General features: G+C 60.5%; 15 protein-coding genes. 8 read left to right on the top strand and 7 right to left on the bottom strand.

Features of this window, described 5'->3' with window-relative positions; all coding sequences use genetic code 11:
* Positions 1-4: 4 nt before the first annotated feature.
* Together KGA97_RS13095 and rpoE are read right to left on the bottom strand one after the other, a co-directional pair.
* Positions 5-592 (bottom strand): sigma-E factor negative regulatory protein, encoded by a 588-nt coding sequence (locus tag KGA97_RS13095; RefSeq protein ID WP_008036015.1) that lies wholly within the window; start codon positions 590-592, stop codon positions 5-7.
* A 30-nt stretch (positions 593-622) separates the two neighbouring features.
* Positions 623-1,204, bottom strand: a complete 582-nt coding sequence (gene rpoE / locus KGA97_RS13090) for an RNA polymerase sigma factor RpoE (RefSeq protein WP_007944079.1) — start codon at positions 1,202-1,204, stop codon at positions 623-625.
* 558 nt (positions 1,205-1,762) lie between these two features.
* On the opposite strand from rpoE, the gene nadB reads away from it, so the two are divergent.
* Complete coding sequence (nadB, locus tag KGA97_RS13085; RefSeq protein ID WP_008034915.1) at positions 1,763-3,379, top strand: L-aspartate oxidase; 1,617 nt, start codon at positions 1,763-1,765, stop codon at positions 3,377-3,379.
* On the opposite strand, the gene KGA97_RS13080 is transcribed toward nadB, so the two are convergent.
* Together KGA97_RS13080 and KGA97_RS13075 are read right to left on the bottom strand one after the other, a co-directional pair.
* A complete protein-coding gene (locus KGA97_RS13080) occupies positions 3,348-3,800 on the bottom strand; it encodes a protein YgfX (RefSeq protein WP_223437291.1) in 453 nt (150 codons plus the stop codon). The two genes, nadB and KGA97_RS13080, sit on opposite strands and share 32 nt — an antisense overlap.
* Complete coding sequence (locus tag KGA97_RS13075; RefSeq protein ID WP_007944081.1) at positions 3,784-4,038, bottom strand: succinate dehydrogenase assembly factor 2; 255 nt, start codon at positions 4,036-4,038, stop codon at positions 3,784-3,786. The genes KGA97_RS13080 and KGA97_RS13075 overlap by 17 nt, the downstream gene beginning before the upstream one ends.
* A gap of 150 nt (positions 4,039-4,188) precedes the next feature.
* Between KGA97_RS13075 and KGA97_RS13070 the strand changes: the two genes are divergently transcribed.
* Together KGA97_RS13070 and KGA97_RS13065 are read left to right on the top strand one after the other, a co-directional pair.
* Positions 4,189-5,130, top strand: coding sequence for a YgfZ/GcvT domain-containing protein (locus tag KGA97_RS13070; RefSeq protein WP_223480892.1), 942 nt, complete (start codon positions 4,189-4,191; stop codon positions 5,128-5,130).
* A gap of 35 nt (positions 5,131-5,165) precedes the next feature.
* Positions 5,166-5,987, top strand: a complete 822-nt coding sequence (locus tag KGA97_RS13065; RefSeq protein WP_008036012.1) for an HDOD domain-containing protein — start codon at positions 5,166-5,168, stop codon at positions 5,985-5,987.
* An 89-nt stretch (positions 5,988-6,076) separates the two neighbouring features.
* Here the strand turns inward: KGA97_RS13065 and KGA97_RS13060 are convergent, their stop codons facing one another.
* Positions 6,077-7,465 (bottom strand): sensor histidine kinase, encoded by a 1,389-nt coding sequence (locus KGA97_RS13060; RefSeq protein ID WP_008036011.1) that lies wholly within the window; start codon positions 7,463-7,465, stop codon positions 6,077-6,079.
* The gene (locus KGA97_RS13055; protein WP_008034908.1) at positions 7,458-8,129 is read right to left on the bottom strand and encodes a response regulator; all 672 of its coding nucleotides are present in this window, start codon (positions 8,127-8,129) and stop codon (positions 7,458-7,460) included. The genes KGA97_RS13060 and KGA97_RS13055 overlap by 8 nt, the downstream gene beginning before the upstream one ends.
* 390 nt (positions 8,130-8,519) lie before the next feature.
* On the opposite strand from KGA97_RS13055, the gene KGA97_RS13050 reads away from it, so the two are divergent.
* The 4 genes from KGA97_RS13050 to KGA97_RS13035 are packed head-to-tail and all read left to right on the top strand — an operon-like array spanning position 8,520 to position 12,563.
* Positions 8,520-9,497, top strand: a complete 978-nt coding sequence (locus KGA97_RS13050) for a Bug family tripartite tricarboxylate transporter substrate binding protein (protein ID WP_008036010.1) — start codon at positions 8,520-8,522, stop codon at positions 9,495-9,497.
* 58 nt (positions 9,498-9,555) lie between these two features.
* Entirely contained in the window at positions 9,556-10,014 is a 459-nt protein-coding gene (locus tag KGA97_RS13045; protein ID WP_008034905.1) for a tripartite tricarboxylate transporter TctB family protein, read from the top strand.
* Between the two features lies 1 nt (position 10,015).
* Positions 10,016-11,530: a tripartite tricarboxylate transporter permease gene (locus tag KGA97_RS13040; protein ID WP_008034898.1), complete on the top strand. Its 1,515-nt coding sequence runs from the start codon at positions 10,016-10,018 to the stop codon at positions 11,528-11,530.
* On the top strand, positions 11,523-12,563 hold the full coding sequence (locus KGA97_RS13035) for an AbrB family transcriptional regulator (protein ID WP_223480891.1): 1,041 nt from the start codon (positions 11,523-11,525) through the stop codon (positions 12,561-12,563). The genes KGA97_RS13040 and KGA97_RS13035 overlap by 8 nt, the downstream gene beginning before the upstream one ends.
* 113 nt (positions 12,564-12,676) lie before the next feature.
* On the opposite strand, the gene ung is transcribed toward KGA97_RS13035, so the two are convergent.
* Positions 12,677-13,369: a uracil-DNA glycosylase gene (ung, locus tag KGA97_RS13030; protein WP_008025785.1), complete on the bottom strand. Its 693-nt coding sequence runs from the start codon at positions 13,367-13,369 to the stop codon at positions 12,677-12,679.
* 132 nt (positions 13,370-13,501) lie between these two features.
* On the opposite strand from ung, the gene KGA97_RS13025 reads away from it, so the two are divergent.
* A complete protein-coding gene (locus tag KGA97_RS13025; protein ID WP_223480890.1) occupies positions 13,502-14,605 on the top strand; it encodes an enoyl-CoA hydratase/isomerase family protein in 1,104 nt (367 codons plus the stop codon).
* Positions 14,606-14,647: the final 42 nt, after the last annotated feature.

Genomic DNA, 14,647 nt, shown 5'->3' with positions numbered 1-14,647 from the left:
CTCCTTAACGGTTTTCCAGGCTCGCTGCACGAGCGTAAGGCAGAGCGCTCTCAGTACCTTTCAGTGCAGCCTGTTGAGCATGTTGGCGCAAGTAGCCTGGCAAACGCTGATCGTGCCAGCCCGGCTGAGCCTGCAATACGCCGTTGGCCATAGGACCAGTGGCTTCCGAGCTCTCATTATAGCCTGCCAAAACAGCTGGACCCTTGACCTGAGGAACGGCCAGACCCGGTTGAGTGGAGTGCTGAGCCAGCTCGACACCCGCGATCTCGTCCTGGTTGTACAGACGAACACCTGCCAACACGGCGACGGTAACCGAAGCGGCTACAGCGAGGCGACCCAGGCTGCGCCATGGACCACGGGAGGCTTTCGCCGGTACGGCTTCATCAGCCAACGCAGCAGAAACGGCCGCTGCAATGTCCAGACGTGGAAGCAGCAGATCCTTGTGCATCACTGCCCGAGCGATTTGATAACGAGCCCATGTTTCACGGGTTTCAACATCGTCAAAGGCATTCAATACCCGACGCAATTCCAGTTCGTCCGCTTCGTTATCCATCACTGCGGACAGCGATTCCTGCAGGGCTTCACGACTCATGGCGTTCCTCTCTTGGCTGTCGCCGCTGTCTCAGTTTTCCTGCAACAACGGCTGCAGGGCTTTATCGATGGCCTCCCGAGCGCGGAAAATCCGGGAGCGCACGGTACCCACCGGACACTGCATGACTGCCGCAATGTCCTCGTAACTCAGACCATCAAACTCACGTAAAGTTAAAGCCGTACGCAAATCTTCCGGCAGTTGCTGAATGGTTCGATGGACGGTGCCTTCGATCTCATCCCGCAGCAATGCGCGCTCAGGCGACTCGAGATCCTTGAGGCCATGATCGCCATCGTAGAACTCTGCATCTTCGGAACTGACATCGCTATCCGGCGGCCGACGGCCGCGTGAAACCAGATAGTTTTTCGCCGTGTTGATGGCGATGCGGTAAAGCCACGTGTAAAACGCGCTGTCCCCGCGAAAATTTCCAAGCGCACGGTACGCCTTGATAAAGGCTTCTTGTGCCACATCCTGGGCTTCATGGGTGTCGTGCACGAAACGCACGATCAACCCGAGAATTTTGTGCTGATATTTCAGCACTAGCAGATCGAAAGCTCGCTTGTCGCCGCGCTGAACGCGTTCGACCAGCTGCTGATCCTCTTCCTGGGTTAGCATGAACTCTCCTCGATAAGCTCGGAGGAAGCTTGCATAACTAAACGACCAGACTTGCAAACATAGACTCGGGCTTTTCGCAAAAGTTCTCCCCCTCCAAGCAAGTTTCCTGCGGGCTCTGATTTGGCACGCACGAAAAGCGCAGCTCGGCATAACCCGGCTGCGCGAATAATCTTGTCATCGGATTCGCCGGCAAGGATCAAACCGCAATCCTGCATTGAAGCCGACACTGTCCCTTGATTCAGGCAACGGTCTATTGATCTTGGGCCTTTGGCAAAAGTTCCAAATATTTATAGCTGCGCAAGACCGACATTGTGCAACCGTGAATGGAAAAAGACTGTTAAATCGACGATACAGTCTTCTTGTCGCCGAACCGGTCGAAAAATCATCCGACGAAGCGTCAAGTCTTTTCCGTCACAGTAGTTTCACAATGCCATGTGACCTCGGCTATTGTGCCGCTCCCCCCCTCTATATACTAGTGCGCTGTGTGGCCGCCTTGACTCGCCGTTGCGGGAGTCATGCGCCAACCCCGACCCGGGTCGCTTTGAGCGGAATCCTGAAATGAGCCAACAGTTTCAACACGATGTTCTGGTGATTGGCAGCGGTGCTGCCGGTTTGAGCCTTGCGCTGACCTTGCCCGATCATTTGCGCATTGCCGTACTGAGCAAAGGCGACCTCGCCAATGGCTCGACCTTCTGGGCCCAGGGCGGTGTCGCTGCCGTGCTGGATGACACCGATACCGTTGAATCCCACGTCGATGACACCCTGAATGCCGGCGGTGGCCTGTGCCACGAAGACGCCGTGCGCTTCACCGTCGAGCACAGCAAAGAGGCCATTCAATGGCTGATCGATCAAGGCGTGCCGTTCACCCGCGATGAACAATCCGGCACCGAAGATGGCGGTTTCGAGTTTCACCTGACCCGCGAAGGCGGTCACAGCCATCGGCGCATCATTCACGCCGCCGATGCCACCGGCGCAGCGATTTTCAGAACCCTGCTCGACAAAGCCAGACAGCGGCCCAACATCGAGTTGCTGGAACAGCGGGTCGCCGTCGATCTGATCACCGAGAAGCGCCTGGGCCTTGAAGGCGACCGCTGCCTCGGCGCCTACGTGCTCAACCGCGGCACCGGGGAAGTCGACACCTACGGCGCACGCTTCGTGATCCTCGCGTCCGGCGGTGCAGCCAAGGTCTACCTCTATACCAGCAACCCCGACGGCGCCTGCGGTGATGGCATCGCCATGGCCTGGCGTTCGGGCTGCCGGGTGGCGAACCTGGAGTTCAACCAGTTTCACCCGACGTGCCTGTATCACCCGCAAGCCAAGAGCTTCCTGATCACCGAAGCCCTGCGCGGCGAAGGTGCGCACCTGAAGCTGCCCAATGGCGAACGCTTCATGCAGCGTTTCGACCCGCGCGCCGAACTGGCGCCACGGGACATCGTCGCCCGGGCCATCGACCATGAGATGAAGCGCCTGGGTGTCGATTGCGTTTATCTGGACATCAGTCACAAGCCGGAAGCGTTCATCAAGACGCACTTCCCGACGGTGTACGAGCGCTGCCTGGAGTTTTCCATCGACATCACCAAGCAACCGATTCCGGTGGTTCCCGCGGCGCACTATACCTGCGGCGGCGTGATGGTCGACCAGCAGGGCCGCACCGACGTGCCGGGGCTGTATGCAATTGGCGAAACCAGTTTCACTGGCCTGCACGGCGCCAACCGCATGGCCAGCAACTCGCTGCTGGAATGTTTCGTTTACGCACGCTCGGCGGCAGAAGACATTCTTGAGCAACTGCCGCAGGTTTCGATTCCGGTCGCCCTGCCCGTCTGGGATGCCAGCCAGGTCACCGACTCGGATGAAGACGTGATCATTGCGCACAACTGGGATGAACTGCGGCGATTCATGTGGGACTACGTCGGCATTGTGCGCACCAACAAGCGCCTGCAACGTGCGCAGCATCGCGTGCGGCTGTTGCTGGACGAAATCGACGAGTTCTACAGTAACTACAAGGTCAGCCGGGACTTGATCGAGCTGCGTAACCTGGCCCAAGTGGCGGAATTGATGATTCAGTCAGCCATGGAACGCAAGGAAAGTCGCGGCCTGCATTACACCCTCGACTACCCGAACCTGCTGCCGGAGGCGCTGGACACTATTCTGGTGCCGCCCACCTACGCCGACTGAACGTGAGCCGAACCCGCAGGCGTCGGTGCACATCCGCCGCCTGCGAATCCCTGGGCACACAGATCGCCCGGACCCGCCGCTCGCCCTGCAGGCGAAAACGCAGGACGACGACCAGCGGCAGCGCGAGGCTGTCCGGCCGTAGCTGAACCGCCTGCCAACCCGCCGCCTGATTCCACAACTGCCAGCCATCCGCATCGCGACGCAAGCCGCGAAACGCCTGTGGGTGTGTCAGTAAAATCTGGCGTGGCAATGCCCAAACGCAATGAGCCAGGCAGCAAAAAGCGCCGAGCAAGCTAGCCCAGACCGGTATGGCAAGCAGAAACAACGCACCCAGCGCGAACAGCTGGGCCAACAGATACGCCGCCAGCAACTGCCCAGAGGCATGCCAGCGGCATTCGAACGCATTACTTGGGCTGGACACGATCCAGGATCATGCGAACCATGCGCTGCAGCTCCGGATCTTCCGACTCGGCGCGTTCCATGAACCAGCCGAACATGTCCTGATCTTCGCATTCGAGCAGCTTGCGGTAGCAATCGCGGTCGACATCATTGAGGTGCGGGTAGACCTCTTTCACGAACGGCACCAGCAACACGTCAAGTTCAAGCATGCCGCGGCGGCTGTGCCAGTAGAGGCGATTCAGTTCAACATCTTCGACCATGGAGCGCTCCTCAAATAGGCGGCAAGTATACAGCCCCGGACACCATCGAACAGTCGGCTTTGGTCGGGCACTGTCGACCTTTTGTGAACTACCCATTTCATGGGCGCCCCCTTATGATGTCCCCCAGACTCTTTTACCCTGCGATCTCCCATGGCCGATTCTGCTTTTTTCTGCACCCTGTCTCACGAAGGCGTTCTCGCGGTCCGCGGCGCGGATGCCAGCAAATTTCTGCAAGGCCAACTGACCTGCAACCTCAATTACCTGAGCGACACCCAGGCCAGCCTCGGCGCGCGCTGCACCCAGAAAGGCCGGATGCAATCGAGCTTCCGCATTCTGCTGCAAGGTGATGGCGTGCTCATGGCCATGGCCACCGAGCTGCTGGAGCCGCAATTGGCGGACCTGAAGAAGTACGCGGTGTTCTCCAAATCGAAATTGACCGATGAAAGCGCTGCCTGGGTCCGCTTCGGCGTTGACCATGGCGATGCCGCCCTGATCGGCCTGGGTCTCGAACTGCCGGCGGACACCGACAGCGTGGCGCGCAATGACGGATTGATCGCCATCCGCGTTTCACCGGACCGCGCCGAACTCTGGGTTGCCGCCGATCAGGCCGACGTCATCAAGGGCCGGTTATCTGCTGTGCTGACCGAGGGCGATCTCAATCAATGGCTGCTGGGCCAGGTCCGCGCAGGGATCGGCCAGGTGATGCCGGGCACACGCGAATTGTTCATTCCGCAGATGCTCAATCTGCAGGCCGTCGGCGGCGTGAGCTTCAAGAAAGGTTGCTACACCGGCCAGGAAATCGTTGCGCGGATGCAGTACCTGGGCAAACTCAAGCGCCGCTTGTATCGTCTGAAGCTGGACGCCAGTGCATTGCCTGAACCCGGCACCCCCTTGTTTTCCCCGACACACGGCAGTTCCATCGGCGAAGTGGTGATTGCCGCACACGCCGGACAAAACATTGAACTCCTGGCCGTCTTGCAAGCCGAAGCGGCGGAAGGTGGCGACGTCCATCTCGGCGCGATCGAAGGGCCGGCCCTGCATCTGCTTGACTTGCCTTATGAACTGGATCGCGATCGCGAGATCCAGCGTTAACAGCAGTACTTGTTGCAACACCCTAGAGAAAAGAAATGAGCGATTTGGCGGATAAGGTCCAACAGGATTTGGTTGAGGCCATCGATAACGATGACCTGGTTCTGCCAACGTTGCCGGAAGTGGCCCTGCAGATTCGCAAGGCCGCTGAAGACCCGGAAATAAGTGTCAGCACCCTGAGTAAAGTGATTGGCCGCGATACGGCGCTGTCGGCGCGTCTGATCAAGGTGGTCAATAGCCCGCTGCTGCGCGCGACCCAGGAAGTCACTGACTTGCACACGGCAATCACGCGTCTGGGCGTCAATTACAGCAGCAACCTGGCCATCGGTCTGGTCATGGAGCAGATTTTCCATGCGCGCTCTGACGTGGTGGAGAAAAAGATGCGCGATGTCTGGCGCAAAAGCCTGGAAATCGCCGGGGTCAGCTACGCGCTGTGCCGCAGTTACACGCAGCTCAAGCCCGATCAGGCGGCGCTGGGCGGACTGGTGCATCAGATTGGTGTACTGCCGATCCTGACCTACGCCGAAGACCACTACGAGCTGCTGTCGGACCCGGTCAGCCTGAACCATGTGATCGACCACATTCACCCGCTGCTCGGCGACAAACTGCTCAGGGTCTGGGAGTTTCCGGAAATGCTGGTGCAATTGCCGGGGCTGTATCTGGACTTCAAGCGCGAGTCCGAACGCGTCGACTATGTGGATCTGGTGCAAGTGGCCAGTTTGTATTGCCACAAGGACACCGACCACCCCATCGCCCGTATCGACCCGCTCGGCGTGCCGGCCTTCAAGAAGCTGGGAATCGACCCGGAGAATGAGTCGATGTGCAGGGATCTGGAAGAATCGCGGTCGATGTTCTATTAAAAGCTTCGCGGGCAAGCCTCGCTCCTACAAAAGCATCGTAATACCTGTAGGAGCGAGGCTTGCCCGCGAAGGGGCCAGTACGAACACCATCACTCTCCCGCGATAAAACTCACCCGCACCTTCAACCCCGCCTGCTCGCCATCGTGCAGGCTGATCTGTGCCAGATGCGCGCGGCAAATCTCGCCAACAATCGCCAACCCCAACCCCGACCCGGCCACTTGCTGGTTGCGCCGATAGAAGCGCTCGAACACCCGATCACGCTCTTCCAGCGGAATCCCCGGCCCGTCATCCTCGACCTCCAGTACCGCCGGCGCCGAGACCCGCAGGATCACATTGCCGCCGGGCGGCGTATGGGCCAGCGCGTTGTCCACCAGATTGCTCAACAGTTCGTTCAGCAGCGTCGGCTCACCGCGCAGCCACACCGGTTCGTCGGCTTCCAGCGCCAGCGCGACGCCGCGGGCATGGGCCAGCGGCGCCATCGCCATGCCCAGTTCCCGGGCCAGCTGACTCAGATCGAGTAATTGTGCACCGCCCTCGGCAATCGCCCGGGCACCGTTTTCGACACGCGCCAGCGACAGCAATTGGTTGGCCAGATGGGTCAAACGATCCGTGCCTTGCGCTGCCGTTTCCAGCGTGTTGCGCCAGGTTTCGGGTTCGCCCGAACGCAGGCCGAGTTCAAGTCGCGCCTTGAGCGCCGCCAGTGGCGTGCGCAGTTCATGCGCAGCATCGGCAATGAACTGCGCCTGACGTTCGAACTGCCCGCGCAGACGCTCGGTAAAGTGATTGAGCGCACGCACCAACGGCCACAACTCTCGCTGCACCTCCACCAGCGGCAGCGGCCGCAAGTCATCGGACTGGCGCTCTTCCACCGCCGTGCGCAAGCGTTCCAATGGACGCAACGCCGCACTCACCGCAAACCACACCATCAGCAACGCGCCGACCGCCAGCATGCCCAGCCGCAACAACGTGTCTGCCGCCAGGCTACGGGCCATGCTGACGCGTGCCTCGTCGGTTTCCGCCACGCGAATTTCCGCCATGCCGTTCATGTTCGGTTCGCTCACGGGCTTGAGCAGGCTGACCACCCGCACGTTCTGCCCCCGATACGTCGCGTTGTAGAAACGGGCGAGTGCCGGATAGTCATCGGTGCGCGGCGTTCCCGGTGGCGGGGCGGGAAGGTTTTCGTAGCCGGAAATCAGGTTCTGGTGAATGTCGTTGACCAGGTAAAAAATTCGCCCGGCACTGTCGTAGGCAAACGTATCCAGCGCCACGTAAGGCACATCGGCACTGAGGGTTCCGTCACGCTGGGATACCCCGGCGGCGATGGTTCGCGCCGAAGCCAGCAGGGTCCGGTCATACGCGGTGTCGGCGGCTTCGCGACCATTCCAGTACGCGCTCAATCCACTGGCCAGCATCAACACCACCAGCAACAGCGCGAGGTTCCACAACAACCGCCAGCGCAGGCTGCTGGGCTTATGCATCGCGGCTTTCCAGCAAATATCCGAGGCCGCGGAACGTCACGATGGCGACCGGTTGGCCGTCGAGTTTCTTGCGCAAGCGGTGGACGTAGATTTCGATGGCGTCGGGGCTGGCTTCTTCGTCAAGACCAAACACCTGGGCGGCCAGTTGTTCCTTGCTCATCACCCGACCGGGACGCGCAATCAGCGCTTCGAGCACTGCTTGTTCGCGGGAGGTCAGGGTCAGCAATTCGTCGCCGAGGGTGAAGCGTCGGGTGTCCAGATCGTAAGCCAGCACGCCGCAGGTCTGCTGGCGTTCGCCGCCGAGCACACTGCGACGCAGCAAGGCTTTGACCCGGGCTTCGAGCTCGGTCAGTTCGAACGGTTTGGCCAGGTAATCGTCAGCGCCGAGGTTCAAGCCATGCACGCGATCCTTGACGTCGCTGCGGGCGGTCAGCATCAGCACCGGCAGGTTCTTGCCCCGGGCCCGCAAGCGCGCCAGCACCTCGAAGCCATCCATGCGCGGCAGGCCGACATCGAGGATCGCCATGGCGTATTCCTCGCTGCTCAGCGCCAGGTCGGCGGCCACGCCGTCGTGCAGCACATCCACGGTCAGCCCGGTGCTCTTGAGCGCCTGGGCGACACTGTCGGCGAGTTGCAGATGGTCTTCGACGAGCAGAACACGCATGGATCTTTACCTCATTCAGGGATGTTCGACGCCATTCTTTGGCGCGGAGTTTACAGCCGCATCCGCCGCTGTGAAGCCCGAAAACCGTGAAAGTCCGCTGAAAGGTTAGTGAAAGGTTCGACCGTTAGAGTCGGCCCACGGATGGTTTCGACTGAAAGCCATCGATCGTGCTTTGAAATGTAGCTCCCGAAAAACGCCTCGATGCGTTTTCGCCAATAAGAACAATAACGAGGTACTTCGCCATGCTGTCCACACAGCCCCAGGTTTGCCCGCCTCATCTCTTTTTTCAATTCCCGTCGTTTACGTTAGTCAGCGCCATCAACGGCTGCGCGACGCGAAACTGCCGCACCTGAAACATCCCCAAAAACAACAACTCCCGTGGAGACAACAATGAATCGATCACTGCGCCGTTTCGCCCTCGCCGCCAGCTGCATGCTGTTTGCCGGCCAACTGATGGCCGAGCCCAAGCGCCCGGAATGCATCGCCCCGGCCTCGCCCGGCGGCGGTTTCGACCTGACCTGCAAACTGGCGCAAAGCGCGCTGATGAACGAGAAACTGTTGAGCAAACCGATGCGCGTGACCTACATGCCCGGCGGTGTCGGCGCAGTGGCGTACAACGCGGTGGTCGCTCAGCGTCCGGCCGACGCCGGCACGCTCGTGGCGTGGTCCAGCGGCTCGTTGCTGAACCTGGCCCAGGGCAAGTTCGGTCGCTTCGATGAAACCAACGTGCGCTGGCTGGCAGCGGTCGGCACCAGCTACGGCGCCATCGCGGTGAAAAGCGATTCGCCTTACAAGACCCTCGACGATCTCGTTCAGGCGCTGAAGAAAGATCCAAGCAAAGTGGTGATCGGTTCCGGCGGCACCGTCGGCAGCCAGGACTGGATGCAAACCGCGTTGATCGCCAAGGCCGCCGGGATCAACCCGCGCGATCTGCGTTACGTCGCCCTCGAAGGTGGCGGCGAAATCGCCACCGCCCTGCTAGGCGGCCACATCCAGGTCGGCAGCACCGACATCTCCGACTCCATGCCGCACATCCAGAGCGGCGACATGCGCCTGCTGGCGGTGTTCTCCGATAAGCGCCTGGACGAGCCGGAAATGAAAGACATTCCGACCGCCAAAGAGCAAGGCTACGACATCGTCTGGCCAGTGGTTCGCGGTTTCTACCTCGGGCCAAAAGTCAGCGATGAAGACTACGCCTGGTGGAAAGACTCCTTCGACAAACTGCTGGCGTCCGATGATTTCGCCAAGCTGCGCGATCAACGTGAACTCTTTCCGTTCGCCATGACCGGCCCGGAACTGGACACCTACGTGAAGAAGCAGGTCGCGGACTACAAAGTGCTGGCCAAAGAGTTCGGCCTGATTCAGTGATCGCCTCTGTCTAGCGGCTGCGGCCCCGCACTGCGGGGTCGCGGCACAGGAGTTCCCCATGCTCGTACAACGCATTTTCGCATCGGTGCTGCTGCTGGCCTGCGCCAGCCTGGTGCTGATGGCCTGGCCCTACCAGGCGCCTTTTTCCTACGAACCGATCGGCCCTCGCGCCTTCCCCTTGCTGATGCTGGGGCTGATGGGAATGGGCTTGATCTACATGGTGTTTCGCCCGTCCCCGATCAAACACTCCGAAGAAGACCCGCCGCTGGATCGTGAAACCCTCCACAAGATCGGCCGCTGCGTGGTGCTGCTGCTGGTGTTCGCCGGCCTGTTCGAGCCGTTGGGCTTCATCCTCAGCAGCATTTTGATCGGCATTCCGATGGCGCGCTTGTACGGCGGACGCTGGTTGCCAAGCGCAGTGATCATCAGCCTGATGAGCATCGGTCTGTACCTGCTGTTCGACAAAGTGATGGACGTGCCGCTGCCTCTGGGTCTGCTCGACGTTCTGGAGAACTGAAATGGATACGCTTGGTTATTTGAGTCACGGCTTCGGCGTCGCACTGACCCCTTACAACCTGGTCACCGCACTCAGCGGCACGCTGATCGGCACCGTCGTCGGCCTGCTGCCCGGCCTCGGTCCGATCAACGGCGTGGCGTTGCTGATCCCGATTGCATTCGCCCTCGGGTTGCCACCGGAATCGGCACTGATCCTGCTGGCTGCGGTTTACCTGGGTTGCGAGTACGGCGGCCGGATCAGTTCGATCCTGCTGAACATTCCGGGCGAAGCGTCCACCGTCATGACCACCCTCGACGGCTACCCGATGGCCCGTCAAGGCATGGCCGGTGTCGCGCTGTCGCTGTCGGCGTGGAGTTCGTTCATCGGCGCCTTTATTGCCACGTGCGGGATGGTGGTGTTCGCACCGATCCTGGCGAAATGGGCGATTGCCTTCGGTCCGGCGGAATATTTCGTCCTGATGGTGTTCGCGATTGTCTGCCTCGGCGGCATGGCCGGTGATCGACCGCTGAAGACCTTTATCGCGGCGCTGATCGGCCTGTTCCTGTCGACCGTCGGCATCGACGCCAACAGCGGTGTCTACCGCTTCACCGGCGACAACATCCACCTCACCGACGGCATTCAGTTCGTGGTGTTGGTGCTGGGCCTGTTCTCCATCAGCGAAATCCTGTTGCTGCTGGAAAAAACCCATCGCGGCCAGGAAGCGTTCAAAGCCACCGGCCGCATGATGTTCAACTTCAAGGAAGCTGCGTCGGTGTTCTGGGTGAACATGCGGTGCGGTGTGCTGGGTTTCATCATGGGCGTTTTGCCTGGCGCCGGTGCAACACTTGCCAGCGCCGTGGCCTACATGACCGAGAAACGTATCGCCGGCCCAAGCGGCAAATTCGGACAGGGCGACAAGCGCGGTCTGGCCGCTCCGGAAACCGCCATCGGTGCTGAAGCCTGTGGCGCGCTGGTGCCGATGCTGACCCTGGGCGTTCCCGGTTCGGGCACGACGGCGGTGATGATCGGTGCGTTGTCGCTGTACAACATCACGCCGGGACCGCTGCTGTTCCAACAGCAACCGGACATCGTCTGGGGCCTGATCGCGTCGTTGTTTATCGCCAACATCATGCTGGTGATCCTCAACATTCCGATGATCCGCATCTTCACCCGCATCCTCGCCGTACCAAACTGGGCGCTGGTGCCAATGATCGCGATCATCACCGCCATCGGCGTGTTCGCGGTGCATGCCACCACCTTCGACCTGTTCCTGATGATCGGCATCGGCATCTTCGGCTACATTCTGCGCAAGCTGGATTTCCCGTTGTCGCCGGTTTTGCTGGGCTTCATTCTCGGAGGTTTGATGGAACAGAATCTGCGCCGCGCACTGTCGATCTCCAACGGTTCGCTGGAGATTCTCTGGTCGAGCGGGATCACGCTGGGTGTCTGGGCGCTGATCGTGGTGATGCTGCTGGTGCCGATCCTGCGGATCTGGCGCAAACGTTCGGTCGCTCGTCGCGCGGTCGCCGATGTCTGATCGAACACCCTTCAACGCCTGGTGGGGTACGCCGCTGGTCGGCGCGCTGGGCGGTTACCTGGCCAGCCAGATCGGCTGGCCACTGCCGTGGATGGTCGGCTCGTTGCTGGCGATCATCCTCGTGCGTTGCCTGACGCCCTGGCAATTGGCCGAAATCCCTGGCGGCCGCAAGGTCGGCCAGTGGGTCGTCGGCATCGGCATCGGCCTGCACTTCACCCCGGTGGTGATGGAGCAGGTGTTGAGCCACTTTGGCCTGATCTTCTTCGGTGCGTTGATCACCAGCCTGTCCGCCGTGGTCGGGGTCTGGTTGATGCGCCGTACCGGTGAGGATCGCGCCACCGCATTCTTTTCCAGCATGCCCGGCGGGTCCGGGGAGATGGTCAACCTCGGCGCACGCAATGGCGCGGTGCTCAGTCGCGTAGCGGCCGGGCAAAGCCTGCGGGTGCTGGTGGTGGTGCTTTGCGTACCGGCGGCGTTCAAGTATTTGCTGGGCGACGGCGCACCGGTCTTTCATCCGACGGCCGTCAACTGGTGGTGGCTGGCCCTTCTATTTCCGGCGGGCGCCTTGGCAGCGTGGATTTGGGAACGTTTGCGTCAACCCAACCCGTGGCTGTTCGGGCCGTTGCTGGTGAGTGCGGCGGTGAGCATTGGTTGGGATCTGCACATTGGTTTGCCCAACGGCGGTAGCCAGATTGGCCAATGGCTGATCGGCAGTGGCTTGGGCTGCCACTTCAATCGACAGTTTTTCCGGCGTGCGCCTTCGTTTATGGGGCGGACGTTGATTGGTACGGTGTTGACCATGTTGATCGCCACGGCGGCAGCCTTGGGATTGAGTGCGCTGACACATCTGGATTTGCGTTCGCTGACCCTGGGCATGATGCCCGGCGGGATTGCGGAGATGAGCCTGACGGCGGAGACCCTGCAATTGTCGGTGCCGCTGGTGACGGCGATGCAGGTGATGCGGTTGTTGTTTGTGTTGTTTCTGGCGGAGCCGTTGTTCAAGTATTGGAATCGGAATCCGGATTCGGTCTGATAGACCGAGTCGCTCCCTTCGCGGGCAAGCCTCGCTCCTACAGGGTTTGTGTCGTATGTGAATTATATGCTCGACACAAATCCTGTAGGAGCGAGGCTTGCCCGCGAAGCTTTTTAGACTGGCGGCAACCGCCAATCAATCGGCGTCTCGCCATTCTGCTCAAGAAACTTGTTGGTCCGGCTGAAGTGCCCGCACCCGAGAAAACCGCGATAAGCGGACAGCGGTGACGGGTGCACCGACGTCAGCACCAGATGCTTGGTCGCGTCGATCAGCTTCTGCTTGCTCTGGGCATGGGCGCCCCACAGCATGAACACCAGATGCGGTTGCTGCTGGCTGACCACTTCAATGATCCGGTCGGTAAAAAACTGCCAGCCCTTGTCCTTGTGCGCATTGGCATTGGCGCGCTCGACGGTCATGGTGGTATTGAGCATCAACACGCCCTGATCGGCCCAGCTCTGCAGATAACCGTGATTGGGAATGTCGATGTTCAGGTCGCGTTTCAACTCCTTATAGATGTTCACCAGCGACGGCGGCGCCGGCACGCCCGGTTGCACCGAGAAGCACAAGCCATGGGCCTGGCCTGGCCCGTGATACGGATCCTGACCGAGAATGACGACCTTGACCTTGTCCAGCGGCGTCGAGTTGAGCGCGTTGAAAATCATCGGGCCCGGCGGATAAATCTCCTTGCCGGCCGCACGCTCCTGTTGCAGGAAATCGCGCAACTCTGCCATGTAGGGCTGGTCGAATTCGGCACGCAGTGCCTCCTTCCAGCTCGGTTCGAGTTTGATACGGTCGTCAGCAGTCATGGTTACATCCGGCAAAAACAATGGGGCGAACCCTAGGAAAGCCCATCACGCTTGTCAATTGATCTGACGCAGATCCGGCACTTTCCTGCATTGCGATCATACTGAACGCTCAAATTCCCGATCGAGGTCACGATGAATCTGCACTTCGAAGAACTCACCGGCACCGACGGCGCCCGCATCGGCGTTGCCAGCCTGGATGCCGAAAAGTCCCTGAACGCCCTGTCCTTGCCGATGATCAACGCCCTGCGCGATCAACTGGACACTTGGGCCAAGGATCCGCAAATCGTCTGCGTGCTATTGCGCGGTCATGGCGCCAAGGCCTTTTGCGCCGGTGGCGAAGTGCGCAGCCTGGTGGAAGCCTGTCGCGCGCACCCCGGCGTAGTGCCCCCGCTGGCCGCAACTTTCTTCGCGGCGGAATACCGGCTGGACTTCAGCCTGCACACCTACCCGAAACCGCTGATCTGCTGGGGTCACGGTTATGTACTCGGCGGCGGCATGGGCCTGCTGCAGGGCGCGAACATCCGTATTGTCACGCCGAGCAGCCGTTTGGCGATGCCGGAAATCAGCATTGGTTTGTATCCGGATGTCGGTGCCAGTTGGTTTCTGTCGCGCCTGCCCGGCAAGCTCGGTTTGTTCCTCGGCCTGACCGGCGCGCACATGAACGGTCGCGATGCGATCGATCTGGGCCTGGCCGACCGCTTCCTGCTCGATGAACAGCAAGAAGAGCTGATCGAAGGCCTGCTGCAATTGAACTGGCAAGAACAGACGCCGATGCAGCTCAACAGCCTGCTCAAGGCCTTGCAGCAGGAAGCGCTGGCGCGAATGCCCGAAGCCCAGTGGCTGCCGCGCCGCCAGCAGATCGATGAACTGCTGGATGTCAGTGATGTACGTTGCGCCTGGAAAGCCATCAGCCAACAGCGTGATAGCACGGACTTGGTACTTAGCCGCGCGGCGCGGACCCTGAGTGAAGGTTCGCCGCTGACCGCTCATCTGGTCTGGCAACAGATATCCCGCGCCCGGCATATGTCGCTGGCTCAGGTTTTCCAGATGGAATACACCTTGAGCCTCAACTGCTGCCGGCATCCGGAGTTCAGCGAAGGCGTGCGTGCGCGGTTGATCGACAAAGACCAGAAACCGCACTGGCATTGGCCTGATATCAATCACGTGCCGGATACGGTGGTGGAGGCGCATTTTCGCAAGGTCTGGGAAGGCCGGCATCCGCTGGCGGATTTGTAAGGTCACAAAACGAAATGTGGGAGCGAGCCTGCTCGCGATGGC

The sequence above is a fragment of the Pseudomonas sp. BF-B-15 genome, from assembly GCF_019946675.1.
GTDB lineage: Bacteria > Pseudomonadota > Gammaproteobacteria > Pseudomonadales > Pseudomonadaceae > Aquipseudomonas > Aquipseudomonas migulae.
Note: the sequence above shows the minus strand (reverse complement) of the source record. Positions and strands in the feature narration are given on the sequence as shown.

Coding starts and splice junctions, on each gene's coding strand:
- KGA97_RS13095 (WP_008036015.1), bottom strand. CDS start 592: ATGAGTCGTGAAGCCCTGCAGGAATCGCTGTCCGCAGTGATGGATAAC.
- rpoE (WP_007944079.1), bottom strand. CDS start 1,204: ATGCTAACCCAGGAAGAGGATCAGCAGCTGGTCGAACGCGTTCAGCGC.
- nadB (WP_008034915.1), top strand. CDS start 1,763: ATGAGCCAACAGTTTCAACACGATGTTCTGGTGATTGGCAGCGGTGCT.
- KGA97_RS13075 (WP_007944081.1), bottom strand. CDS start 4,038: ATGGTCGAAGATGTTGAACTGAATCGCCTCTACTGGCACAGCCGCCGC.
- KGA97_RS13070 (WP_223480892.1), top strand. CDS start 4,189: ATGGCCGATTCTGCTTTTTTCTGCACCCTGTCTCACGAAGGCGTTCTC.
- KGA97_RS13065 (WP_008036012.1), top strand. CDS start 5,166: ATGAGCGATTTGGCGGATAAGGTCCAACAGGATTTGGTTGAGGCCATC.
- KGA97_RS13060 (WP_008036011.1), bottom strand. CDS start 7,465: ATGCATAAGCCCAGCAGCCTGCGCTGGCGGTTGTTGTGGAACCTCGCG.
- KGA97_RS13055 (WP_008034908.1), bottom strand. CDS start 8,129: ATGCGTGTTCTGCTCGTCGAAGACCATCTGCAACTCGCCGACAGTGTC.
- KGA97_RS13050 (WP_008036010.1), top strand. CDS start 8,520: ATGAATCGATCACTGCGCCGTTTCGCCCTCGCCGCCAGCTGCATGCTG.
- KGA97_RS13045 (WP_008034905.1), top strand. CDS start 9,556: ATGCTCGTACAACGCATTTTCGCATCGGTGCTGCTGCTGGCCTGCGCC.
- KGA97_RS13040 (WP_008034898.1), top strand. CDS start 10,016: ATGGATACGCTTGGTTATTTGAGTCACGGCTTCGGCGTCGCACTGACC.
- KGA97_RS13035 (WP_223480891.1), top strand. CDS start 11,523: ATGTCTGATCGAACACCCTTCAACGCCTGGTGGGGTACGCCGCTGGTC.
- ung (WP_008025785.1), bottom strand. CDS start 13,369: ATGACTGCTGACGACCGTATCAAACTCGAACCGAGCTGGAAGGAGGCA.
- KGA97_RS13025 (WP_223480890.1), top strand. CDS start 13,502: ATGAATCTGCACTTCGAAGAACTCACCGGCACCGACGGCGCCCGCATC.